The organism is Sporolactobacillus inulinus, assembly GCF_006539285.1.
GTDB classification, from domain to species: Bacteria; Bacillota; Bacilli; order Bacillales; family Sporolactobacillaceae; genus Sporolactobacillus; species Sporolactobacillus inulinus.
Window position 1 is genome coordinate 19,764 of the sequence record NZ_BJMS01000012.1, and the last position, 23,051, is coordinate 42,814.

General features: G+C 45.3%; 29 protein-coding genes. 24 read left to right on the forward strand and 5 right to left on the reverse strand.

Annotated elements, in window-relative coordinates; translation table 11 throughout:
- Positions 1-249 precede the first annotated feature (249 nt).
- The 15 genes from alaS to SIN01_RS02760 all read left to right on the forward strand — a co-directional run bounded on the left by alaS (position 250) and on the right by SIN01_RS02760 (position 12,509).
- On the forward strand, positions 250-2,892 hold the full coding sequence (alaS, locus tag SIN01_RS02695; RefSeq protein WP_047034837.1) for an alanine--tRNA ligase: 2,643 nt from the start codon (positions 250-252) through the stop codon (positions 2,890-2,892).
- 38 nt (positions 2,893-2,930) lie between these two features.
- A complete protein-coding gene (locus tag SIN01_RS02700; protein WP_010024681.1) occupies positions 2,931-3,197 on the forward strand; it encodes an IreB family regulatory phosphoprotein in 267 nt (88 codons plus the stop codon).
- A complete protein-coding gene (ruvX, locus tag SIN01_RS02705; protein WP_029548148.1) occupies positions 3,194-3,631 on the forward strand; it encodes a Holliday junction resolvase RuvX in 438 nt (145 codons plus the stop codon). Before SIN01_RS02700 ends, ruvX begins: the two co-directional genes overlap by 4 nt.
- Complete coding sequence (locus tag SIN01_RS02710; protein ID WP_010024677.1) at positions 3,624-3,944, forward strand: DUF1292 domain-containing protein; 321 nt, start codon at positions 3,624-3,626, stop codon at positions 3,942-3,944. Before ruvX ends, SIN01_RS02710 begins: the two co-directional genes overlap by 8 nt.
- Before the next feature lie 263 nt (positions 3,945-4,207).
- The gene (gene mltG, locus SIN01_RS02715) at positions 4,208-5,293 is read left to right on the forward strand and encodes an endolytic transglycosylase MltG (RefSeq protein ID WP_010024676.1); all 1,086 of its coding nucleotides are present in this window, start codon (positions 4,208-4,210) and stop codon (positions 5,291-5,293) included.
- Positions 5,294-5,392: 99 nt separating this feature from the next.
- The gene (locus tag SIN01_RS02720; protein ID WP_047034838.1) at positions 5,393-6,067 is read left to right on the forward strand and encodes an O-methyltransferase; all 675 of its coding nucleotides are present in this window, start codon (positions 5,393-5,395) and stop codon (positions 6,065-6,067) included.
- Positions 6,068-6,071: 4 nt separating this feature from the next.
- Positions 6,072-6,716, forward strand: a complete 645-nt coding sequence (udk, locus tag SIN01_RS02725) for a uridine kinase (protein ID WP_028982557.1) — start codon at positions 6,072-6,074, stop codon at positions 6,714-6,716.
- Between the two features lie 84 nt (positions 6,717-6,800).
- Complete coding sequence (gene greA, locus SIN01_RS02730; protein ID WP_010024672.1) at positions 6,801-7,271, forward strand: transcription elongation factor GreA; 471 nt, start codon at positions 6,801-6,803, stop codon at positions 7,269-7,271.
- 343 nt (positions 7,272-7,614) lie between these two features.
- Positions 7,615-8,178, forward strand: coding sequence for a YrrS family protein (locus tag SIN01_RS02735; RefSeq protein ID WP_010024670.1), 564 nt, complete (start codon positions 7,615-7,617; stop codon positions 8,176-8,178).
- 274 nt (positions 8,179-8,452) lie between these two features.
- A complete protein-coding gene (locus SIN01_RS02740) occupies positions 8,453-9,094 on the forward strand; it encodes a class I SAM-dependent methyltransferase (RefSeq protein ID WP_010024666.1) in 642 nt (213 codons plus the stop codon).
- Between the two features lie 19 nt (positions 9,095-9,113).
- A complete protein-coding gene (mtnN, locus tag SIN01_RS02745; protein WP_010024665.1) occupies positions 9,114-9,812 on the forward strand; it encodes a 5'-methylthioadenosine/S-adenosylhomocysteine nucleosidase in 699 nt (232 codons plus the stop codon).
- Positions 9,809-9,985: a hypothetical protein gene (locus SIN01_RS14935; protein ID WP_156994734.1), complete on the forward strand. Its 177-nt coding sequence runs from the start codon at positions 9,809-9,811 to the stop codon at positions 9,983-9,985. The genes mtnN and SIN01_RS14935 overlap by 4 nt, the downstream gene beginning before the upstream one ends.
- Positions 9,986-10,084: 99 nt before the next feature.
- Entirely contained in the window at positions 10,085-11,002 is a 918-nt protein-coding gene (locus tag SIN01_RS02750; RefSeq protein ID WP_010024664.1) for a PLP-dependent cysteine synthase family protein, read from the forward strand.
- A gap of 30 nt (positions 11,003-11,032) precedes the next feature.
- Entirely contained in the window at positions 11,033-12,166 is a 1,134-nt protein-coding gene (locus tag SIN01_RS02755; RefSeq protein WP_047034839.1) for a bifunctional cystathionine gamma-lyase/homocysteine desulfhydrase, read from the forward strand.
- A 112-nt stretch (positions 12,167-12,278) separates the two neighbouring features.
- Positions 12,279-12,509 carry a YrhC family protein gene (locus tag SIN01_RS02760; protein ID WP_052766819.1) on the forward strand — a complete coding sequence of 77 codons (231 nt, stop codon included), beginning with the start codon at positions 12,279-12,281 and terminating at the stop codon, positions 12,507-12,509.
- A gap of 105 nt (positions 12,510-12,614) precedes the next feature.
- Here the strand turns inward: SIN01_RS02760 and SIN01_RS02765 are convergent, their stop codons facing one another.
- The 3 genes from SIN01_RS02765 to SIN01_RS02775 form a co-directional block, all read right to left on the reverse strand.
- Positions 12,615-12,971 (reverse strand): acylphosphatase, encoded by a 357-nt coding sequence (locus SIN01_RS02765; RefSeq protein ID WP_010023881.1) that lies wholly within the window; start codon positions 12,969-12,971, stop codon positions 12,615-12,617.
- A gap of 80 nt (positions 12,972-13,051) precedes the next feature.
- Positions 13,052-13,753 (reverse strand): RNA polymerase sporulation sigma factor SigK, encoded by a 702-nt coding sequence (sigK, locus tag SIN01_RS02770; protein WP_010023882.1) that lies wholly within the window; start codon positions 13,751-13,753, stop codon positions 13,052-13,054.
- Positions 13,754-13,859: 106 nt separating this feature from the next.
- On the reverse strand, positions 13,860-14,000 hold the full coding sequence (locus SIN01_RS02775; protein ID WP_010023883.1) for a sporulation histidine kinase inhibitor Sda: 141 nt from the start codon (positions 13,998-14,000) through the stop codon (positions 13,860-13,862).
- Positions 14,001-14,539: 539 nt separating this feature from the next.
- On the opposite strand from SIN01_RS02775, the gene SIN01_RS02780 reads away from it, so the two are divergent.
- From SIN01_RS02780 to rsfS, 6 genes are all read left to right on the forward strand, one after another.
- Complete coding sequence (locus SIN01_RS02780; RefSeq protein WP_010023884.1) at positions 14,540-15,055, forward strand: YqeG family HAD IIIA-type phosphatase; 516 nt, start codon at positions 14,540-14,542, stop codon at positions 15,053-15,055.
- A gap of 6 nt (positions 15,056-15,061) precedes the next feature.
- The gene (gene yqeH, locus SIN01_RS02785) at positions 15,062-16,162 is read left to right on the forward strand and encodes a ribosome biogenesis GTPase YqeH (protein WP_010023885.1); all 1,101 of its coding nucleotides are present in this window, start codon (positions 15,062-15,064) and stop codon (positions 16,160-16,162) included.
- 126 nt (positions 16,163-16,288) lie between these two features.
- Positions 16,289-16,585 carry a ribosome assembly RNA-binding protein YhbY gene (gene yhbY, locus SIN01_RS02790; protein ID WP_010023886.1) on the forward strand — a complete coding sequence of 99 codons (297 nt, stop codon included), beginning with the start codon at positions 16,289-16,291 and terminating at the stop codon, positions 16,583-16,585.
- Positions 16,586-16,593: 8 nt separating this feature from the next.
- Complete coding sequence (locus SIN01_RS02795; protein WP_010023888.1) at positions 16,594-17,175, forward strand: nicotinate-nucleotide adenylyltransferase; 582 nt, start codon at positions 16,594-16,596, stop codon at positions 17,173-17,175.
- Positions 17,165-17,755, forward strand: a complete 591-nt coding sequence (gene yqeK / locus SIN01_RS02800) for a bis(5'-nucleosyl)-tetraphosphatase (symmetrical) YqeK (RefSeq protein ID WP_010023890.1) — start codon at positions 17,165-17,167, stop codon at positions 17,753-17,755. Before SIN01_RS02795 ends, yqeK begins: the two co-directional genes overlap by 11 nt.
- The gene (gene rsfS / locus SIN01_RS02805) at positions 17,752-18,105 is read left to right on the forward strand and encodes a ribosome silencing factor (RefSeq protein WP_010023891.1); all 354 of its coding nucleotides are present in this window, start codon (positions 17,752-17,754) and stop codon (positions 18,103-18,105) included. Before yqeK ends, rsfS begins: the two co-directional genes overlap by 4 nt.
- A gap of 199 nt (positions 18,106-18,304) precedes the next feature.
- On the opposite strand, the gene comER is transcribed toward rsfS, so the two are convergent.
- Positions 18,305-19,138, reverse strand: coding sequence for a late competence protein ComER (comER, locus tag SIN01_RS02810; RefSeq protein ID WP_237760129.1), 834 nt, complete (start codon positions 19,136-19,138; stop codon positions 18,305-18,307).
- 95 nt (positions 19,139-19,233) lie between these two features.
- Here comER and SIN01_RS02815 point away from each other — a divergent pair, with 95 nt between their 5' ends.
- From SIN01_RS02815 to SIN01_RS02825, 3 genes are all read left to right on the forward strand, one after another.
- Entirely contained in the window at positions 19,234-19,878 is a 645-nt protein-coding gene (locus SIN01_RS02815; RefSeq protein ID WP_010023894.1) for a helix-hairpin-helix domain-containing protein, read from the forward strand.
- A gap of 82 nt (positions 19,879-19,960) precedes the next feature.
- Entirely contained in the window at positions 19,961-20,428 is a 468-nt protein-coding gene (locus tag SIN01_RS02820; RefSeq protein WP_010023900.1) for a ComE operon protein 2, read from the forward strand.
- Positions 20,429-20,493: 65 nt separating this feature from the next.
- Positions 20,494-22,806 (forward strand): DNA internalization-related competence protein ComEC/Rec2, encoded by a 2,313-nt coding sequence (locus SIN01_RS02825; protein WP_047034840.1) that lies wholly within the window; start codon positions 20,494-20,496, stop codon positions 22,804-22,806.
- Here SIN01_RS02825 and SIN01_RS15180 read toward each other — a convergent pair.
- The coding region (locus SIN01_RS15180) for a hypothetical protein (protein ID WP_218027772.1) at positions 22,765-23,051 on the reverse strand (287 nt) is incomplete at its 5' end. The two genes, SIN01_RS02825 and SIN01_RS15180, sit on opposite strands and share 42 nt — an antisense overlap.

Here is a 23,051-nt window from a genome sequence, read left to right on the forward strand (position 1 = left end):
GCGAGCAGCTCATCAACCGAATGCACTGTGCGGGAACGGCTTTTCCGCGGTTCATCGGGGCAGTTGCAGCTGTTTAACGGGAAGGATTTCCTGAGCGCTGTGATACATAGGTTGCGTTGCTTCTTTTCATTGCGGCGCAGATTAAGCTTAAAAGCTTTCGTCCTTTCTGGTGATGGGATGAGAGCTTTTTTCATTGAGCGTCCGATTGGTTTACATAATGCTGTAACAAATTGAGTGGAGGTTCTTGTGATGAAACAATTAAGTTCATCGGAAGTTAGAAAAATGTTTTTGGACTTTTTCAAGGGAAAGGGTCATTCGGTTGAACCGAGTGCATCGCTGATTCCGGTCGATGATCCATCCTTGCTGTGGATCAACAGCGGTGTAGCGACACTGAAAAAATATTTCGATGGACGAGTCGTTCCTAAAAATCCGCGTATTTGCAATGCGCAGAAAGCGATTCGAACAAATGATATTGAGAATGTCGGTTATACGGCGCGCCACCATACATTTTTCGAAATGCTTGGCAACTTTTCGGTCGGCGATTACTTTAAAGAGGAAGCCATTACTTGGGCGTGGGAGTTCCTGACCAGCCCGGATTGGATTGCCTTTGAACCGGACAAACTGTCGGTAACGATCTATCCGGAAGATGAAGAAGCTTATAAGCTGTGGCATGAGAAGATCGGACTTCCGGACAACCGAATCGTTAAGCTGGAACACAATTTTTGGGATATCGGTGAAGGCCCAAGCGGACCAAATACAGAGATTTTCTATGATCGCGGACCTGCGTTCGGCGATGATCCGGATGACCCTGAACTGTATCCGGGCGGCGAGAATGAACGCTATCTTGAAGTCTGGAATCTTGTGTTCTCGCAATTTAATCACAATCCGGACGGCAGCCATACACCGCTTCCAAAGAAAAATATTGATACCGGCATGGGGCTTGAACGGATGGTCAGTGTCATCCAAGACGCGGAAACGAATTTCGATACCGATTTATTCATGCCGATCATTCATAAAATTGAAGCTCTTTCCGGGGCAAAATATCAGATCGGTAAAAAGAACACGGCATTTAAAGTGATCGCCGATCATGTACGGACGGTTACGTTTGCGGTTGCCGACGGCGCCTTGCCGTCGAACGAAGGACGCGGCTATGTCCTGCGCCGTTTGATCCGCCGTGCGGTACGCTATGCAATGGATCTTGGACTGGATAAGCCGTTCATGTTCAAATTGGTGCCGATCGTTGCCGATATTATGAAGGATTACTACACGGAGGTTGCTGAAAAAGCAGCGTTCGTTCAGAAGGTCATTAAAGGCGAGGAAGAGCGCTTCCAAGAAACGATTCATGAAGGTGTCGCGATTCTGAAGCAGTACATTGATGAAGCAAAGGGCAGAGGCGAAAAGGAGATTGCCGGTGTCAATGTGTTTAAGCTTTACGACACTTTCGGGTTCCCGCTGGAACTTACAGAAGAATACGCGAATCAAGCCGGGCTTTCGATTAACAAAGATGGCTTCCAAAAGGAACTTGACGCGCAGCGGGATCGTGCGCGCGCGGCACGCAAAGACCAAAAGTCAATGCATGTTCAGAGCGATACGCTGCGCAATATCACCAATCCAAGCACGTTTATCGGATACAACGACTTCAAGGTAAACGGAGTAAAAGTGATCGCACTTGTGAAAGACAATGCAACCGTTGATCATGCGGTTGAAGGCGACACCGTGCAAATTATTTTGGATCGTACACCATTTTATGCGGAAATGGGCGGTCAAGTTGCCGACACAGGTGAATTGAGCAATTCAGACGTGCAACTCGCGGTCACCGCTGTTCAACACGCACCGAACGGACAGAACCTGCATACTTGTGTTGTAAAGCAAGGTCATCTTGCAATTGGCGATTTTCTGAATGCACAAATTGATGTAAAAGCACGACTTGCGATCCAGAAGAATCATACCGCAACACACTTACTTGATCAGGCACTTAAAGATGTACTCGGTTCGCATGTCAATCAGGCAGGGTCTTATGTGGCTGCCGATCGCCTGCGTTTCGATTTCTCACATTACGGCCAAGTCACCGATGAAGAACTGCAGCAAATTGAAGCGATTGTTAATGAAAAGATTTGGGAACAGCTGCCAGTCACAACCAAGGAAATGCCGATTGATGAAGCCAAGAAGCTGGGTGCGGTTGCTTTATTTGGTGAAAAATACGGTAAAGTCGTACGTGTCGTTAGTGCTGGAGATTACAGCATTGAATTATGCGGCGGCTGTCATGTAGCTAATACGGCCGAACTAGGGTTATTCACGCTTGTCAGCGAGAGCGGCATCGGCGCCGGCACACGACGGATCGAAGCTTTGACTGGGGAAGCAGCATTTAAACGTCTGAATGCAGTTAAGCTTCAGTCGAAAGCCATTGCTGCATCGCTGAAGGTGGCGCTGGATCAATTGCCGGAACGTATTGACGGACTTCAGCAACAAATCAAGAACCTGGAAAAAGAAAACACGGCGCTAATGAATAAGCTTGGTAGTGCGAAAACCGGTGAACTGGAACAATCTGCGAAAAAGAACGGTGACGTTGCGTACATTGCAGAAAAGATCGACTCAGTGGACATGAATCAGCTACGTGCCATGGCCGACGACCTGAAGAATAAGCTGAAATCGGTTATTGTTGTTCTTGCTTCGGTCGAAGATGGGAAGGTTCATTTTGTTGCCGGTGTAACGAAAGACCTGATCCAAAAAGGCTTCCACGCAGGCAAAATTGTTAAGGAAGTTGCCGCCATTTGCGGCGGCGGCGGCGGCGGCCGACCGGACATGGCTCAAGCCGGCGGCAAACAGCCTGAAAAAGTACGGGATGCACTCGATGCAGTCTCTGATTTGATTGAGAAAGCGGCTGTCCGCTGATTCGACCTTCACGAGCAGTCCAAAATTCTGTTTGGGGGATGGGTATCATGGATAAAACAATGAAGTTCAATTTTGGAGATCAAAAGGATCACAATGCGCGCGAAGTCTTGTTTAAAGTCTATGATGCTCTTGATGAGAAAGGCTATAATCCGATTAACCAAATTGTCGGTTATTTGCTGTCAGGAGATCCTGCATACATTCCAAGACATAAGGATGCGCGAAAATTAATTCGCAGACTTGAACGTGATGAAATTATTGAAGAACTTGTTACAACATACCTCAAAGAGAAATGGGAAAAAGAATGAGAATAATGGGTTTGGATTTTGGTTCCGTAACATGCGGTGTCGCAATCAGCGATCCGCTTGGCTGGACCGCACAAGGTATTGAAACCATCCACTATGTCGAACATAAGAAGAATCTGCTGTTTGATCGCATTGGCCAACTGATTCACGACTATGCTGTTGAATCCGTCGTGGTTGGCCTTCCTAAAGATCTAATTGGAACAGAATCCGCACGAGCAGAGGCGTCACGCGGTTTTGCAAAGAGCATCCACCGAAAATTAAAGCTTCCCGTCGAGCTTTGGGACGAACGCTTGACGACCATGGCGGCCGAAAGAATTTTGATTTCTGCAGATGTCAGTCGAAAGAAAAGAAAGCAAGTGATCGACAAAGAAGCAGCAGTGCTCATACTGCAAAGCTATTTAGATAAAAAAAGAATGGAGTCAAAAAAAGATGAGTGAACACGAACATAACCATTATCCAATCTTCCTCCCGGATGAGGAAGAAAAAGAACGCATTGTCATTCCGGAAGAAAATGGCGATGAAAATCTATTTGATGTGCTGTTTTATTTCGATGTTCCCGAAACGGACAAGTCGTATGTCGTGGTTGTCCCGGCAGAGCAGGAATTGGAAGAAGATGAAGAGCAGGAAGTTTTTGCATTCCGCTATGAAGGCAACGACGATGATTTCAAGCTTTTCCCGATTGAGACGGATGAAGAATGGGATATTGTTGAAGAAATGATTAACACGTTCAGTGATGAAAGTGATGAATGAGCCCCTGGCTAGGGGCTTTTTCCATGCAGTATAAGAAAGCATGTTTTTTTTGGTCAAAGGCTGTGCATCAAGCGAGCAAACTGGAGTGCTCGTCAGGCACAAAATTGATGGTTCACAACCGCATCCTGCGCGGGCTGGCTATGCCCAGTTTTTCTTAAACCGAATAAATCAAAACGTTCGGCGTATGTTGTCGAAACGTGATAAATCCGGTAAATAAATAGTGTATAATTAATGGGTACTCTTGAAAGGAGCGGCTCATTTCTATGAAAAAGAAGCATTGGCGTATCTTCGCAGTTGCTGTGATTCTTCTTTTCGCACTCACTGCGGGAGCGGCTTGGGGGTTCAATCGCTACTATACCCGTTTGTTGACGCCGATTAATAAACAAAACGACCGGCCGATAACCGTCACGATTCCATCCGGCGCATCGGTTCGCGATATGGCTCAGATTCTTGAAAAAAAAGAATTAGTTCGCAAAGCGTGGGCGTTTGAATTTTACGCAAGATGGAATCATTTAAATACGTATCGCTCAGGTACTTATTCGTTTAATCAAACAATGTCGATCGGTCAATTGATGAATAATTTGAAAAATGGTGCTCATCGAGGAATTATTGTTCTTGTTGATGTGCGTCAGGGAATGTGGGTCAGTGAAGTAGCCGCTCAAATGGCGAATGCGGCTAAACTGGACAAACAGGATGTTCTGAAGAAGCTTAAAGATCATAATTATGTAAACGACCATTATGTGACAAAATATCCATTTTTAACAAATGAAATCTTCAAAAAAGGGATTGAGTATCCGCTCGAAGGGTATCTTGCTCCGGGCATCTATCGATTTAAAAAAGGGAAGTCGCCGCTGACGCTTGATCAAATGGTGAACAAGATGCTTGATCAAACGGCGCAGCGTCTGCACACTTATTCCGGGGAGATTAAGACGAATAAGCTTGGTTCGGTACACAAGATTTTGACGATGGCGTCACTGATCGAGCAGGAAGCACCGGATCAAAAAAACCGAGAAAAAATCGCAGGTGTTTTCTACAATCGCTTGGATTTGGGCATGCGCTTGCAAACGGATCCGTCGATTGCTTATGGACAGCAGCGCAGAATTCGTGCGTACACGAAAAAAGATTTAAAAACGGATACCCCTTATAATACGTATACGCGTTCGGGTCTGACGGTTGGACCGATTGGCGCCCCGGCGCTTGACGCGATTGAAGCTGTTCTGAGGCCGATTAAGTCAAAAAATATATACTTTTATGCGCGACCAAACGGCAAAGTGTATTATTCACAAACGTATGAGCAGCACCAGGAAGTCATTGCTAAATACCGTCATGAATGGGCGGAAAAATCATAAATGCGCTATCTTTTTCAACACATGAAAGAAATCGTGGAATCGTAAAGAACTGCAGCGTCCGTGCAGCTGCAGGGCAATGGTAAGGAAAGGAAGATTGGGTTGATCGATTTTAAGGAGCTATCCGCGTATGCGGATGCGTTCACGTGCTCAGAAAACGAGCGACTTAAGCAAATGGAGCAAAAAGCTGCTGCAATATATATTCCGATCATGCAGCCCTCATCGATGGCTTTTCTCCAGCAATTGATTCGCTGGACGGGTGCGCGGCGAATCCTCGAATTGGGAACGGCGATCGGCTACTCATCAATTCGTATGGCGCTTGCGGCAGGATCAGATGCATCGATCATTACCGTTGAACGTGATCAGGCAATGATTGAAGAAGCGAGGCAGAATATCGAAACGCTGAATCTGCAGCACGTCATTCACATTGTCTGCGGCGATGCAACGGAAGAATTGCAGGAAGTTGTAGCTGCTGCACCGTTTGACCTGATTCTGATCGATGCTGCAAAGGCACAGTATGAACGCATGTTTCATCGCTATACACAATTGCTTCGGGAAGAAGGGATCATTGTTACAGACAATGTATTCTTTCATGGTCTCGTTTGTGATGTTGACGGAGTAAAGAAACGGCAATTGAATCGATTGGTGAAGAAAGTAGATGCATATAACCATTTTCTTGCACAGCAATCAGACTTTGATACCGTTTTTTTGACGGTCGGCGACGGTATGGCCGTCAGTACGATGAAAGCACATGGGGCGCATAGGGAGGAACGCTGAGATGATGAAAAGAAGCAAGCCGATTGTTATTGGCGTCGCAGGAGGTTCAGGCTCGGGAAAAACGACGGTAACGCGTGAGATCTACCGTACATTTCCAGACAAATCGATCACAGTGATTCAACAGGATTCCTATTATAAATCGCAGGATGATAAACCTTTTGAAAAAAGACTGCTGACAAATTACGATCATCCTCTGGCATTTGATAACGATTTGTTGATTTCTCAAGTCAAAGAACTGCTAAAGTTCCACCCAATAAAAAAACCGACGTATGACTATACAGTACATACAAGATCTGATAAAATTGTACCCGTCGAACCTAAAGATGTCATCATCCTCGAAGGTATCTTAATTCTTGAAGATGAGCGCCTGCGTGATCTGATGGATATTAAGGTGTTCGTCGATACAGATTCGGACCTTCGGATTATACGGCGGCTGCTTCGTGACACTGAGGAGCGAGGCAGAAGCGTTGAATCCGTTATCAATCAGTATTTAACCGCTGTTCGGCCGATGCATCTGCAATTTGTTGAGCCAACGAAACGCTATGCGGATATCATCATCCCTGAAGGCGGAAAAAATTCAGTTGCCATTGATCTGATGGCAACCAAAATTCGCGCAGTACTCGAAGAGAAGAATAAAACAACGATGTAAGCAGCGCACGGTGTTTTCAAAATGTGTAAACCCTTGCACTGTCTATGAACCCTTATGATTAAACGAATCAGGAGTGTGGCAAATATGTCGGAAAAACTTCACTACATGACCGCTGAAGGTAAAGCAAAACTTGAACGCGAATTGAACGATTTGAAAACTGAAAAGAGAAAGGAAGTTGTCGAACGTATCAAAATTGCACGCGGATTCGGCGACCTCTCCGAAAATTCAGAATATGATGCGGCGAAGGATGAGCAAGCCTTTGTTGAAGCACGTATTCAACAGCTTGAAGTCATGATTCGCAACTCCGTTATTATTGAAGATGATGAAACGACGGATGTTGTTAAGATCGGAAAAGCAGTAACTTTTAAAGAATTGCCGGACGGCGAAGAGGAAACTTATCAAATTGTCGGTAGCGCAGAATCTGACCCATTTCAGGGCAAAATTTCCAATGATTCACCGATGGCTAAGGGCTTGATTGGCTTGTCGGTTGGTGAAGAAGTCAGTGTCAGCACACCGGGCGGCGACATTCGTGTTAAAATTCTTAAAGTAGAGTAACCGCTGATCGCACAGAAAGGGCGCAAATATGCACGGAAGCAGTTCCGGCATCTTTGCGCTTTTTCTCTTCGTCATCGATCCGGCTCATTTTGCTAACATAATGCGATTCATGCGACATACCCTTTATTTATGTGGACAATTGACGCACTTTTGCTTGGACAGACATGATGCGGCACTTGCCTTCGAATTTATTTATAGAGTGCGTGTAAAAGCTAGAATACACGAACCTGCTTGTCTTATTCTATTTTATTATTAAGATTAATCAATGATGACCATTCAAACAATCGAGAAATTCATTCACTGTATAATCACTGTCGTTGGTCGTTAAAAGGAGGATGTCTTTATGAGAAGTCAGCGAGGCAATGGCTACTCATCCCGTTATGAACAGCGGAAAAGCAAAATGGATCGGCTGCTCAGCTGGACAATTGGGATTGTTTCATTGCTCATACTTGCAATTGGATGTATTATTCTCATTTCTGTTTTTCACACATCACCAGATTCGAAACCTGCGGCATCATCGGAACCACAATCAAGTACTCAGTCTAGCGAATCAAAGAGCAGCGATTCAAGCTCAGATCAGTCCTCGGATGAATCCAGTCAGGCAGCTAATGATGAAGGCGAGAGTAGTACCGACTCCTCAAGTTCGAGTGCTGAGTCTGGATCTGATGAAAGTCATCAAGCCTCTTATGAAATGGGTTCCGCGGACTGGAACGCGCAAGTACGTGCCATTTCAGAAGCGACAGGCATTGATGAAGCCAATATGACCATTCGCTGGCTTGGTAATGGAGGAACCCCGAGCAGTTCGCTTGCACGGGTCAGTCCAAAAGGCGATGCCAATGCCATCTATGTTGTTCATCTCATCTATAAAGATGGAAAATGGCAAGCCGATAATGTCAAGGCCCCATAAATCATGCAACCAGCCGTTTCGCACGGCTGGTTTTTATATTGTGACTTTTTGCTCCTGCTCGATACCATTCATTACCGTACCGCCTAAATGATGCAAAATAACCGTCCCTGGTTCATCACGCTGCGGAAAGAAATTTGATTCCAGTTTATAAGAGATAAACGCATGTTTTCATTGAATACGAAAGCGAAATGTGCTAATTTAGTGACATTAGATCATTTAAACCATACTAATAATATAAGAATTAAATGATTTAAGCACCAAGGGGGAATATCGCGTGGGACGCGAATTTATCCACACATTTGAGCAATGGGCAGATGATTACGATCGTTCGGTATTTGGCGGCGATCGTGAATATAAAGAGGTATTCAAAGATTATGACCGGATATTAGAAACAGCAGCGGCTTATGCACGTGGGGCGGTACTCGAATTTGGGGTAGGCACAGGCAACCTGACAAAAAAGTTGATCACGCATGGATTTGAGGTTACAGGCATTGAACCATCAAAAAAAATGCGGGAGAAAGCGATGGAGAAGCTCCCCAATCTTCACATGCTTGATGGTGATTTTCTTAACTTCCCAAAACTGATTGATCCGATTGATACGATTATCAGTTCTTTCGCATTCCATCATTTAACCGATCAGGAGAAAGACCAGGCAATTGACCACTATAGCCGTCTTCTTCCGATTAATGGTAGAATAGTTTTTATCGATACACTGTTTGACAGTGTACGTGAAAAGAAAAAGATACACCACTGGGCGAGTAGCCATGGGTATACGCGTTTGTTGAACGATCTTCAAACGGAGTATTACCCACTTCGGCAAGAACTGGCGGATCTTTTTCAAAGGCATCACTTTCAGCCCTATTTCAAACAGTTGAACCGGTTTGCATGGCTGATTGTTGCCAATAAAAATGAATGATATTCAGGAGGATCCAGTTGTGAGATTAGGCATCATCGGAGCAATGGAAGAAGAAGTTTCATTACTAAAAAAACGCATGAGCGGAGTCGAAACCATAGAAATTGCCGGCTGCCGTTTTTATAGAGGAATCATTGAAAAAACAGAGGTTGTTCTGCTGCAATCCGGAATTGGAAAGGTCAGTGCAGCGGTTGGCACAACGTTGCTTCTGGATCATTATCATCCCGAGGCGGTTATTAATACAGGATCTGCGGGAGGGACGGATCCATCGCTTTCAATTGGTGACGTTGTCATCTCGTCATCGGTGATTCACCATGATGCGGATGCAACCGCATTTGACTATGTGCCCGGACAGATTCCGGGCATGCCTCCAGCTTTTTTACCGGATCACAAATTAATTGAAGCAGCGATCGTGGCCGGCAGTGCGGATTCAACGCACCAAATTGTTAAAGGTTTAATTGGCTCCGGAGATTCATTTATGTCCGATCCTGTGCGTATTTTAAAACTGAAAGAGACCTTTCCGGAATTAAAGGCAGTTGAGATGGAAGCGGCAGCAATTGCACAGGTCTGTCATCAGTTCAAGGTACCGTTTTTGATCATTCGATCTCTATCCGACATTGCCGGAAAGGATTCAAATCGATCGTTTGATCAATTTTTGGAAACAGCGGCGAAGCATTCAGCTGAATTTATTCTTTCAATCGTAAAGGAGCTTAACTCATGAATCGGCACATATCCGTAAACGTGGCAAGACTTTGCAGCAAGCGATCACATGAGAATACGCTGTTTGATGGAGATGCGCGTGCTCAATTAGCCAAATTTCCGTCCAGTCATACACTGGTTCAACACCTGAATCGTGTTGCGGTTTCAGCTGTTGTCTGTTGCCCGAGCAGCTGAGCGGCAGGTCACGTACTTGTCGGCGCAAAAAATTGCGAAAAAATGCCGGCACACAAGCTGAGCAGAACGACTTTGTGCCGGAGACAAGGAGAGAAAGATATGGCAGTTTATGATAATGTACATGAGCTGGTAGGCAGAACACCACTCGTGGCTCTGCATGCGTTCCCGCTTCCGAAAGGCGTTCGCCTCTATGCAAAATGTGAATACTTCAATCCGGGAGGAAGCGTTAAAGATCGCCTTGGTGAAACGATCATTCGTGAAGCGATGCATTCCGGAAAGCTTAAGCCTGGAGGAACATTGATTGAACCAACAGCAGGCAATACGGGGATTGGCCTTGCCCTGGCAGCTGTGGGAAAGGGCATCGATGTGCTGTTCTGTGTACCTGAAAAATTTAGCGTTGAGAAACAAACCTTAATGAAGGCACTTGGTGCCCGTGTGATCAAGACTCCTTCAGATCAGGAGATGGCAGGCGCGATTAAAAAGGCAAAGGAGCTCGAGCAGTCAATTAAGAACAGCTATTGCCCAAATCAGTTTGCCAATCCAAATAACCCAAAGACCTATTTTGAGACACTTGGACCTGAACTTTGGGAAGATTTACATGGCTCCTTAGATGTCCTCGTTGCCGGAGCCGGATCAGGCGGAACGTTTACAGGAACTGCGGATTACTTGAAGAAGCGAAATCCGAAGATCAAGACGGTTGTTGTGGAACCTGTGGGTTCAATTTTAAATGGCGGTGCACCGGTGGAACATCGAACTGAGGGAATTGGCATGGAATTCATTCCTTCTTTCGTCAAAACCGAGTATTTTGATGAAATTTATACAATATCTGATGAAGATGCATTCAAACGACTCAAAGAAGCGGCTGCTCTTGAAGGCTTACTCATTGGCAGTTCATCGGGATCGGCGCTTCACGCGGCTCTGCTCGAGGCGGAAAAAGCGAAACCAGGGACAACGATTGTCGTTATTTTCCCTGATTCCAGTGAACGCTATCTTAGTCAACGCATCTATGAATCTTAAATACTGAAGCATAATTGGAGGAAAACAGTGATGAGACCGAAAACTCAAGTCATCCATGCAGGCATTTTTGGCGATGAATTCACAGGCAGTGTATCTGTGCCGATCTATCAGACAAGTACCTACAAGCAAGAAGCAGTGGGGAAAACAAAGGGCTACGACTATTCGCGCTCGGCCAATCCAACACGCCGCGCGCTCGAGGTGCTGATTGGCGAGTTGGAACATGGGAAGGCTGGTTTTGCCTTTGGATCTGGAATGGCAGCCATTTCCTCAGTCCTTATGCTGCTGAACAGCGGCGATCACATTGTGATTACCGATGATGTGTATGGCGGTACATTCCGTGTGATTGACAAGGTTTTCAAAAGGCTTGGGATCACCGCGACATTTACAGATACAAGCAAACCGGAAGCAATCGAATCTGCGATTACCAATCATACCAAAGCCCTGTACCTTGAAACACCGACCAATCCGCTTCTTAAGGTCACAGATATTCAGAAGGCATCGGCAATCGCACACCGCCATGGACTGCTCTTGATTGTTGATAACACGTTTGCTACACCATACTGGCAACACCCGATCGACTTAGGTGCGGATATTGTGCTTCACAGTGCCACCAAATATATCGGTGGTCACAGCGACGTTGTTTCAGGACTAGCCGTCGTTGCGTCTGAAGAGTTAGCAGAACGGCTGTACTTTATTCAGAATTCAGTTGGTGCAGTACCAGGACCTCAGGACGTATGGCTGTTGCTTCGCGGGATCAAGACATTGGGTTTGCGTATGGAGCAAATCGAAAAGAACGCCAACCAAATTGCTCAATTCCTTGAGGACCATCCAAAGGTGAAAAAGGTATATTATCCGGGTTTGGTAAGCCATCCCGGTCACGTACTTGCAGCAAAACAAGCCTCTGGTTTTGGCGGCATGATTTCATTTGATGTCGGTGATGAACAAACAGTGAATCAAATACTCTCAAAATCTCGCTATTTTACACTAGCTGAAAGCCTTGGTGCAGTCGAGAGCTTGATTTCGGTTCCGGCGAAGATGACCCATGCATCGATACCAAAACCAAGAAGAGACGCACTGGGCATTACCGATGGTCTCATTCGTTTGTCTGTCGGAATCGAGGATGTGCAGGATTTGCTGGATGACCTTGCACAAGCTTTAGACTGAGCACGCAGCTTAAATTTAAATTTTTTCAAAATCAGCAGCTTGCACTTTTTGTCAGAAACTACCTCATTTCTCCCTGCTTCTCTCATGTTATAGTAATCTTGAAGGGAGAGGAATGAACGTGGAAGATGAGCAGAAAACAATTTTGAACAAAATCGTCGATTACCAAAGAGTGGGGATGTTGTGTCTGTTTCTCAGTACGTTTCTCTATGTCGGGACGTTCATTCCGCCATACCAAGCGATTGAATGGAAGCTTGAGGTTTTATCCGGAGTAAGTCTACTGTTTTTACTCAGTTCTTTTATTTGCTGCTGGAGATCGGCGAAACTGAAAAAAAAGCTTCAATAAGTATGTAATAAACCTACTGGACGGTACATCTCCGCAGGTTTTCATTTAAGAAAATATACTTAAAAACCGCAGCAAAGGGATCTTTGCTGCGGTTTTGATCGATTATCAATCAGCGTTTCGAATTTCAAATTGAGTATAGTTTCGTGGTTCGCTATATTCGTAAATGGATACGTTGGAAATACGTGAGAACGGACTTCCTTTTTTAATCGTTTTAACAAACTGATGTATGTCTGACTTTTCCCCTTCGGCCGCAATTTCAACACTTCCGTCGATGCGGTTGCGTACCCAACCTGAAATTCGATAGACATTTGCGGTTTGCCAAGTAAAATAGCGAAAACCGACAGCTTGTACTTTTCCTTTCACAACAATGTGCACGCTTTTCAGTTCTTCTGGTTCGCCCATCAAATGCAAACCTTTACTTTTATGGGATTCGTTCATCATCATGCCTCGATTCTGATTCATATTCTGAACTCCGCTAAGTAAAGTGTACCATTGAATCGAGTTTTGGTTAATGTTCCTGCTTCGCTCTCTTGTGCGCTCGATTACTGATTCGTTTTTCGATAGATCTCATGAAATAATTTCATTAAGGCACGTTTTTCGATACGAGAGACATAACTTCTTGAAATAGACAGCTTCTTAGCAATTTCACGTTGCGTTAATTCGTCCTTGTTATCTAGACCAAATCGGTCAATAATCACTTCGCGTTCACGTGGATCAAGAATATGCAGCGCTCCATAGATTTTTTTTGTCTCGAAATTAAGCGAAATTTCATCGACGACATCTTTGTTTGCCGACTTCAGAATGTCAATCAAACTGATGGTGTTGCCTTCTTTGTCCTGACCGATTGGATCATTTAAAGAAACATCTTTTCTTGTTTTTTTAAGCCCGCGCAGGTGCATGAGAATCTCATTTTCGATACAACGTGCTGCGTATGTGGCTAATTTTGTGCCTTTGCCGCTTGAATAGCTGTTGATCGCTTTAATCAATCCGATGGATCCAATGGAGATTAAATCATCTGTATCCTCTTTTGTGTTGTCAAATTTTTTCACAATATGAGCAACCAGGCGCAAGTTGTGTTCAATCAGTTTATTGCGCGCATCTTCATCGCCCTCAGCCATACGTCGCAAACATTCGGCTTCTTCCTCAGCGGACAACGGCTGCGGAAAGGTATTGTTCTTGACGTAGGAGACAAGTAGCCAGACGTTTTTAAATAAATAGGCGAGACCGCCAACTATGGACAGCATGACCATTCACTCCTTTGGGAGGTTTGATATTTCGTAGCTGTCTTCTAATGTATGGGTATTCGCCCTGTCCCGTGCCTGTACCTTAAGAAAAGAATGACGATCCGGATCAGCCCGTTTGTTTCATTTCCTTGTCCAAACTGCGGCGTTTGATTTCTTCTTCAATCAATCGGATGAAGTCTGCACTTAAATTGTATTCCTTGGCTTTAACGTAGGATTCAATGAGCAAATCGTCTGAAAGTATATCCATTGTCAACCGTTTCCGGTTCTCACATCCTTTTTTCCTGAAAATAGTTCCATCGTAAATTGTGCTTCGTGTATATGGCTTGACCTTAATTGATCAAAAGAAGCGCAGCGGGCATTCGTCAGGTTTGAAAAAGATTTCAAGGCAGCTTATTGTCAACCGCTACCAGCAATGATTGCTTGAATAAAGAGAGAACGATAATGCATACGTTCACTCTATCATGATCCAAGTTAGGGAACAATCATCAGTTTATCCACAACGAAAGTGGATAAACTGTGCATTCTGTGTGGGTAAATTGAGACTTATGTTTAAAACTAGTGTTGAATGATGTGGACAAATTTATCCACAGATAAACCTGTGTCACATTGTGTCGAAATATTTAGGACATATTTAGCCATACTCTTTCATGAAATCATCAATTGATGGTCGCTATTTTCATTATTTGATTCCGAGTTTTCCCTATTCATGGGATAATTATGAATTAGGGCTTGGTAAAATCGTCAACATGTGGGAAAATGGGATCAGAATATGAGGTGGAGAAATTCGTGTTAAGACAATTTTTGCCTGAAGAACATGTGGAAAATGTTTTAGATATAAACCCAAGCAAGTTAAAAAAACGGGGCATCAAAGCATTAGTCACCGACCTGGACAACACGTTAATCGCGTGGAATAAAGAAAAGGTAACTCCCGAGCTTGTTCAATGGTTTTCAAGTTTGGAGACAGCAGGAATTTCAGTCATGATTCTATCGAATAATAGTGAAAAACGGGTCAAGCTGTTTTCAAATTCATCCGGTGTTTCCTATATCTTTCGGGCACACAAACCGCTCCCGTTCGCATTCAAACGAGCCATGCGACTGATGAAGGTGCAAAAAGATGAAATGGTCGTTGTTGGTGATCAGTTATTGACCGATATCTGGGGGGCAAACCGAGTGGGTGTGCACACGATCCTTGTAACGCCGATTGTCGATTCGGACGGATGGGCAACGAAATTAAATCGTCACCTGGAGCGGTTTATTTTGTCACGATTGAGGCACCGAGGATTGTTGAAATGGGAGGATTAATCAGGAATGGATGAACTTTATTGTGCCGGTTGCGGTGTAAAGATTCAGACTGAGGATCCGCAAGCGCTGGGTTATACCCCAAAAAGTGCGCTGCAGCATGATCCGATTGTCTGTCAGCGTTGTTTTCGATTAGCGCATTATAATGAAGTACAGGATGTCTCGCTGACTGCGGACGATTTTTTGACCATGCTCTCCAAGATTTCAGAGCATGATGCATTGGTTGTCTATTTGGTTGATCTATTTGATAGTGCGGGAAGCTGGGTACCAGGTCTCCAACGCTTTGTTGGGGGGAACCCGGTTCTTCTGGTTGGGAACAAAAGCGATCTCTTCCCGAAATCCACCAATCCAAACAAACTGTCCAGCTGGATACGCCGGTCAGCACGCGAGCAAGGACTGAAACCGGTCGATGTGCGGCTGATGAGTGCATCTAAGAATCATGGATTGGATGAAGTCGCTGCAGCGATCGACCATTATCGCAATGGCCGCGATGTGTATGTTGTTGGTGCGACAAATGTCGGTAAGTCGACGTTTATCAACCATCTCATCCAACATTTAGGCACCGGCGATTCAGCGATTACGACTTCTCGTTTTCCGGGGACAACCTTGGATTTCATCGAGATCCCGCTTGGTGACGGTGGTAACTTGTACGATACCCCGGGTATTATTAATGATCACCAGGCGGCACATTTTATTGATCCGCGCGATTTAAAGAAAATTATGCCGGTAAAAGAAATAAAGCCGAAAGTGTTTCAACTCAATGAGCGTCAGACGCTGTTTCTTGGCGGGCTTGGGCGACTTGATTACATTGGTCCTGCACGAAGATCGCTTATTGTTTACGCGTCTTCATCGCTTGTCATTCACCGCACAAAGATGGAGCAGGCAGATGATTTATATGCGCGCCAGCTGGGGCATTTGCTGACACCGCCGAGCGAAAAAGTTGATCTTCCGCCAATGGAACGTTTCGATTTTCGTACCGATCAAGAAGAGTGTGATCTCGTCTTTTCCGGTTTAGGCTGGATTACGATCAAAGGCCAAGGTGCGCGGATTACGGCTTATGCGCCGAAAGGAATTGGCGTTTCGCTTCGATCATCGCTCATCAAAGGGTGAACAACCAGGGAAACGAGTTGGACGATTGGTCTTCTCAAATGCTAAAGATGTATCATTAAGTGCGAACACTAAGATTTAGGCCATGACATGTTTGTCATTGGTTCATGGAGGAGTTAAAAGAAACATATGCTGAGCAATAATCAACGAAAATTTCTTAAAAAAAAGGCACATGCGCTTAAACCGGTTTTTCAGGTTGGCAAGACTGGGGTGCATCCCCAATTCCTTGAAGAGATTGACCGTGTGCTGGAAAAGCGTGAGCTGATTAAGGTACAATTTTTACAAAACACTTTTGAAGATCCAACTGAGGCAAGCAGCGACATGAGTCGGCAGACGAACGCGGAGCTTGTTCAAGTCATTGGCCATACGGCAGTTTTATATCGGCCATCAAAAGATCACAAGCGCATTGACCTCCCGAAGAAGTAGGGATGGCCATGGGAAAACGGATTGGTGTCTATGGCGGCACCTTTGATCCGCCGCATCTCATGCACCTTCTGATTGCCGAGGAGGCGCTTGAAGCCTGCGGGTTGGATGAGGTTTGGTTTTTGCCAACGTATCAGCCTCCTCATGTTCAAGAAAAGCATGCGCGGGCATCTGCTGAAGAACGGGCGGATATGGTTGGCCTGGCCATTGAAGAAAATGACCGGTTTAAACTTTGCCGCTTAGAACTCGAACGCAAGGGCAAATCCTATACCGTTGATACAATTTGCTTGCTTAATGAACGCTATCCGGATGATTCTTTTTATTTCATCCTAGGTGCAGACATGGTCGATGATCTCCCAACATGGCACAAAGTTGGCAAATTAAGTGAACTGACCTCGTTCATTGCTTTTAATCGCCCAGGTTATCCGGAGTCACATCCTGATTTTGCAGACGTGCAGTACATTGAGATGCCCTTGGTGGATTTGTCCTCAAGTTTTCTGCGTGAGCGTTTAAAGATGGGGCGATCTTGCCGCTACTTTTTGTGTGACGCAGTCATAAACTACATTAAGGAGCGTGGACTCTATGCAAATTGATGAAGCAGAACAGGTAATTAAAGAGATTCTACCGGAAAAACGTTTCGTTCATTCTGTCGGTGTGTCTGAAACTGCCGGCAAGCTCGCCAATAGATATGGCGGGGACGTGTATAAGGCACGATTGGCCGGGATGTTGCATGATATCGTGAAATATTTCTCCGATGACGAATTAAAGGCATTGATCCTGCGCAAACCAGGAACGTGGAGCGATTGCTTGAAGTATTCGGATAAATTATGGCATGCCCCAGCTGGAGCAGTGTATGTTCAAGAAAAGTTCGCGATTGACGATCCGGATATTTTAAACGCGATGATATATCACACTACGGGTCATAAAGAAATGACGCTTCTTGAAAAAATTATTTTTCTTGCTGATTACATTGAACCCAATCGTTCTTTTCCAGGTGTCGATACGGTCAGAGAAGCAGCAGAACGGGATTTGAATGAAGCGGTGCGCTTAGAACTGCAGAAAACGATCGCTTATCTTGTCGCCAAACAACAAAGCGTCTATCCGAAGACTTTTGAAGCATATAATGATCTTGTAATGAAAAATGATAAAAAGACGAATGAGGTGACTGAATGAATAGCGAAGAATGGGTGAAGTACCTTGCCGAAGCCGCTGATGATAAGAAGGCTCAGGATCTTGTTATCCTAAAAATGGAGGGGATCTCCGTCATTGCCGATTATTTTATCATTTGTCACGGTGATTCCGAAAAACAAGTACAGGCCATATCAACGGCCCTGCGAAAGGCTGCCGATGAAAAAGGAGTCACGGTTCATCGGATGGAGGGGTATGACCAAGCACGATGGGTGCTGCTCGACCTCGGTGATGTGGTGGCGCACATCTTCCATCGAGAAGATCGTGATTATTATCAACTGGAAAAGCTATGGGGAGATGCCCCGTCCTATACACTTGAAAAGAAATTATTATAAGTTTTGAACGACGCAGGCACGGAGAGGATTCGATCTCCGTGTCTTTCGTTTTTTTACATTCACGTACACGAGGAATAGCCCCCTAAATTAAAAAAGATCCGCGATCCTATGATGGAGACAGGATGTTCGGATCATTTTTTTCTTGCTTCATGAAGGAATCTTCGTGATCATGACGAATGTATTATCTTGAAACCACGAATTAAGACTCTTCTTGTTCAAAACCTTCCCGAACTTTCTTTTGATCTTCAACAAACTTTTCCTGTGTGGCACGGAACAAATTCTCAAAAGCTTCGTGAAATTCGTTTTCAAGTGCATCGAGGCCGGCCCCCGTGATCCCGCCTTTAACCGTGACTTTGTTTTGCAGCTCCTCAAGTGTGTAAAGCTTTTGTTGGAACACGTTTCCTAATCCTTCGATCATTTCAGTCGTCAGCTGCGCCGCTTGCTTTTGGGATAACGGTGTTGTAGTGACCGCACCATCAATCATTTTGCGCAGCAGATAGGTGATAAAGGCAGGTCCGCAGCTTGCAATATCCGAAGCCGCGCGGACACTTGCTTCATCAATTTCGATCGGATTGGAAAACTGGGCGAGCACGGCCCACAGCCTGCTTTTTTGCAAGTCCGTCATGCTCGTTCCAAAGGTTACCAGCGTGCTTCCGGAAAGGCTCTGATTGACGATGCTCGGAATAACACGAGCGACCGGACACGGAATATACGTTTCAAGCTGTTTAATCGTGATCGGACTTGTTACCGATATCGCCAGCTGGCTGGGCTGCCACGCTCGCTGCAACGTGCGCAGCAGCGGGGGAAATTGATTCGGTTTAACGCAAAGAAAAATTAAATCTGTTCGGCGGAGAATGTCAATTGGTGAATCGCAAACCGATAGTCGCGAATGTTTCTTCGCAAGCGCTTCTGCCTTCTCTTTGGTGTGATTCATTACGGAAATCGCGTGAGGTTTTGCAGCTTTGCTTTTTATTAATGCGTCAACCAGTAGCGTCCCAATTGTTCCGGTCCCAATTACGCCGATTCTCATCATGACTCACCTCTGCCCTCGTTAAACTCCTCTTAGAACTTATGTTGCTCTTGAATGAATTATGTCTTTGACGTACCTGATACGAAAGGGGGTGACGTATGAAGTACAAGGGAAAAACGCGAAGCAAGCTGGCAGCGATTTGTATTACTGTACTGTTGCTTGCGGGCACCGTCTGGTATTTTGCCCACCAACACAATGTACAGAATAAGGCGGAAATGAGGCAGGCTGAAGCATTGTTTGCAAACGCGGATCAAGAAAAGAAAAAGAATGACGCACCAGCCGAAGATGCTGCATCCGAAACTTTGGTGGTTGACATTAAAGGGGCGGTAAAAAAGCCGGGGATTTATCAAATTGCAGCTTCAGAACGCGTCATTGACGGAATTGAACGTGCAGGCGGGTTTACGAATAAAGCAGATCGCGACAAAATTAATTTGGCTCAAAAGGTTTCCGATGAGATGGTCATCTATGTGCCGGAAAAGGGTGCACAGGCGCTTGCTCCTTCAGCACAAGAATTAGATGCCGGTGGGTTGGAATCGCAGCCTGCTCAATCGAAAGTAAATATAAATTCAGCTGATGAGCAGGAAATGCAGAAGCTTCCAGGAGTCGGTCCGGCAAAAGCTAAAGCGATCATCCAATACAGAACGGAGCACGGTTCGTTTAAGTCGATGGATGATTTGGCTGCTGTTTCTGGGATTGGTGAGAAATCTCTGGAGCAAATGAAGCCATTTATGGCGCTTTATTGACTGATCGCGAATCCACTCTGAAAAAGCCGATGATTCTGATACAATAGTAGGACAGGTGAAAAATCGGGAGGTTTTCTAAGACATGGAGAGACTATCGTGGGATCATTATTTTATGGCACAAAGCCATCTACTGGCAACCCGGAGTACATGCGAACGTCTTTTTGTCGGCGCAACCATCGTTCGCGACAAACGGATCATTGCCGGTGGATACAACGGATCAATTGCCGGAGGGCCCCATTGCATTGATGAAGGCTGTTATATGATTGATGGGCATTGCGTGCGTACCATTCATGCGGAAATGAACGCGATTCTCCAATGCGCCAAATTTGGCGAACCGACAGACGGTGCAGAAATTTATGTTACCCATTATCCATGTGTCCAGTGCTGCAAGGCGATCATTCAAGCAGGCATCAAGACTGTTTATTTCGCTAAAGATTATAAGAACCATCCTTATGCGAATGAGCTTTTTGAAGCAGCGAACGTAACGGTTAAAAAGGTTCCGTTCAAAAAGAATATCGATAAACTTTTTTCTGACAAAACAGAGGCTTGACTTAAGGAGGTGCTGCCTGTGAAACAGCAGCTGTTTGAGTGCGACTGTGCATGTGAGATCTTTCATTGACAGGTAAGTGGCATCTCGCTGCTTTATGTGTCTGCATGACGGCTTGGGCGCTTAGCGGACGCAACGGAACTGTACCGGTGCTATTATTGATCAGCTACAGCTTCTATCTTGTTTTTCGGCGGCATTACCGCATGTTTGCTGTCTTTCTGGCTCTAATGCTGATCCTTGTCGTTGATTTTACATTTGTACAAACCGATAAATCAATCTTTTCTGGTCGAGAAAAGCAGTTGAGCGGACGAATGGCTTCGTTGCCGGACTTTGATGGTGATCGGCTGCGCTTTAAGCTGAAAACGAGTCAAGGCGAAACGGTGATCGTTGATTATTTGTTGAAGACTAGGGTTGAAAAGGAACGGCTGAGGCAGCTTATCAGAGTAGGTCAGCTGTGGCGGGTCATCGGAGCGATGGATCAGCCCATGGCACCAACTAATTTTCACGGCTTTGATCAGCAGCAGTATCTCAAGCAGCATCATATTTACTGGAAAATGAAGGCGAAAAAGCTACACATGCAGGCGCAATCCAGCTATAACATGATTGGCTTTTTTGGTGGGTTTCGCCAAGATCAGACCGACTGGATTAACGCACGGTTTACTTCACCAAGTGCGCAGATGATGAATGCGCTCTTGTTTGGCAGCGATCAACAAATGGATCCTGCACTTTCTGAGGCTTATCGCCAGTTCGGACTCGTCCATGTACTTGTTGTTTCCGGTATGCACATTGCCGTTGTCTTCGGTAGTTTGTACTATTTGTTTCGTCGTGTGGGCGTGGTGCGGGAATACGTCGCGGTGTTTCTCCTTTTGCTGATGCCTGCATACGTGTTGCTAACCGGAGCAGAGCCCTCAGTGGTCCGATCCGGTATTACTGCAAGTATTGTCCTGCTCTTTTCGCTGATTCGGCGGCATAAAATGCCGGTTTCGGATCCAATCAGCATTGCTTGTCTTGTCATGGTTTTTCTTGATCCGAACATCGTTTTTGATTTAGGGTTTCAGCTATCGTTTGCCATTGCCTTTGTTGTTCTTATCGCAGCGCCAATTGTTGCACAGGCTTACCCATCATTCATTTTAAGAATGATCGTTTTGTCTTTGATTTGTGAGCTTGCAACGTTTCCAATCATTGTTCCGAATTTTTACCAAATTTCTTTGATTGGTGTTGTCCTCGGCGTTTTCTTCGTTCCTTTTATTACCTTTCTTATCTTTCCACTTTGCGCCACTGCTTATTTTGCCTCACTGTTTTGGGCAGACTCTTCTCCTTTTTTCTCGTGGGCAGTGGATGCATTGTTGTTGCTTCCGCATCAAATACTGCTCAAATTGGCACAGATTCCATCGCTGCAAATGGTTTACGGTGCCTTATCCGGTTGGCAGATCTGCACGTCGGTAGTTCTGATTTTTCTCTCTTTTCTGCTCTGGGAACAGTATCGCAACAAAAAGGCGATCCTCATTTTGTGTATCCCATTTTTGATGATGTATCTGGTTGTGATGCTGACTGATTATGCGGATCCGCGCGGGTCGGTCACATTTCTTGATGTCGGACAGGGCGACAGCATTCTGATTCAGCTTCCGCACCGTCAAGGCGCGCTGCTTATCGACACGGGTGGAACAATCCAATTTGAAAAGGAAAAATGGGCGAGGCGCAGAAAGCCGTTTGAAGTTGGGCGGGATGTCGTGCTGAATGAGCTTGTTGCCCAACGCGTGACGCATCTTGATGCGCTGGTGCTTACCCACAGAGACTACGATCATGTCGGGGGACTGCAAGGAATCGTCGGAAAAACAGCCGTCCGAAAACTGTTGGTCAGTCCTTATCATGATCCGGATTTGCAGGAGCGACAGCTTTTTAAAAAGCTTTCCGCCTCAGGAACGGCTATTCAATTGCTGCGCTCGGGAATGACGTTACAATTGAAGACGCAGGCTTTTCATGTACTCAGCCCATTAGAGGATGCGAAAGACAGTAATGACAATTCTGTTGTCTTGTATGCGGTGCTCGGCGGAAAACGCTGGCTTTTTACCGGTGATTTAAGCATTTCCGGGGAACGCGAGCTGATGCAGCGGTATCCCAATTTGCGTGCAGATGTACTTAAGCTGGGCCATCATGGAAGCCGCACATCAACATCTGAGGCGTGGCTGGAACAGTTGAATCCGGCAGTCGGTGTCATTTCCTGCGGTAGAGCGAATCGTTACGGGCATCCGCATCCAGAGGTTGTTCAGGCGCTGCGCAAGCGTGATGTATTCAGTTTAAGAACGGACCGATCAGGAGCCATTCGCTTTTGGTTTGATTTAACGAAAATGAGTAGCTTCGAACATGCATACGATCCGTAAACGTCTTGAATTTCCATCATTTAGCGCAGCACTGTCACCCATAGTTTTTTTGCTCATAGGATACCATAGAGAGAGTAACATATATCGCTTGACCGGCGATGTCCTAGGCTTCGCAGGTTGGCGTTTATATATATCAGGAAGCGGCGGAAAGTAATTGATATCGCCGCTTTCTTTTTTACAGGATAAGAAGTTATATGATTTTGCCCCGTTTTCAAACCAATAGTCCAGTGTTTTGGCCAAGAATC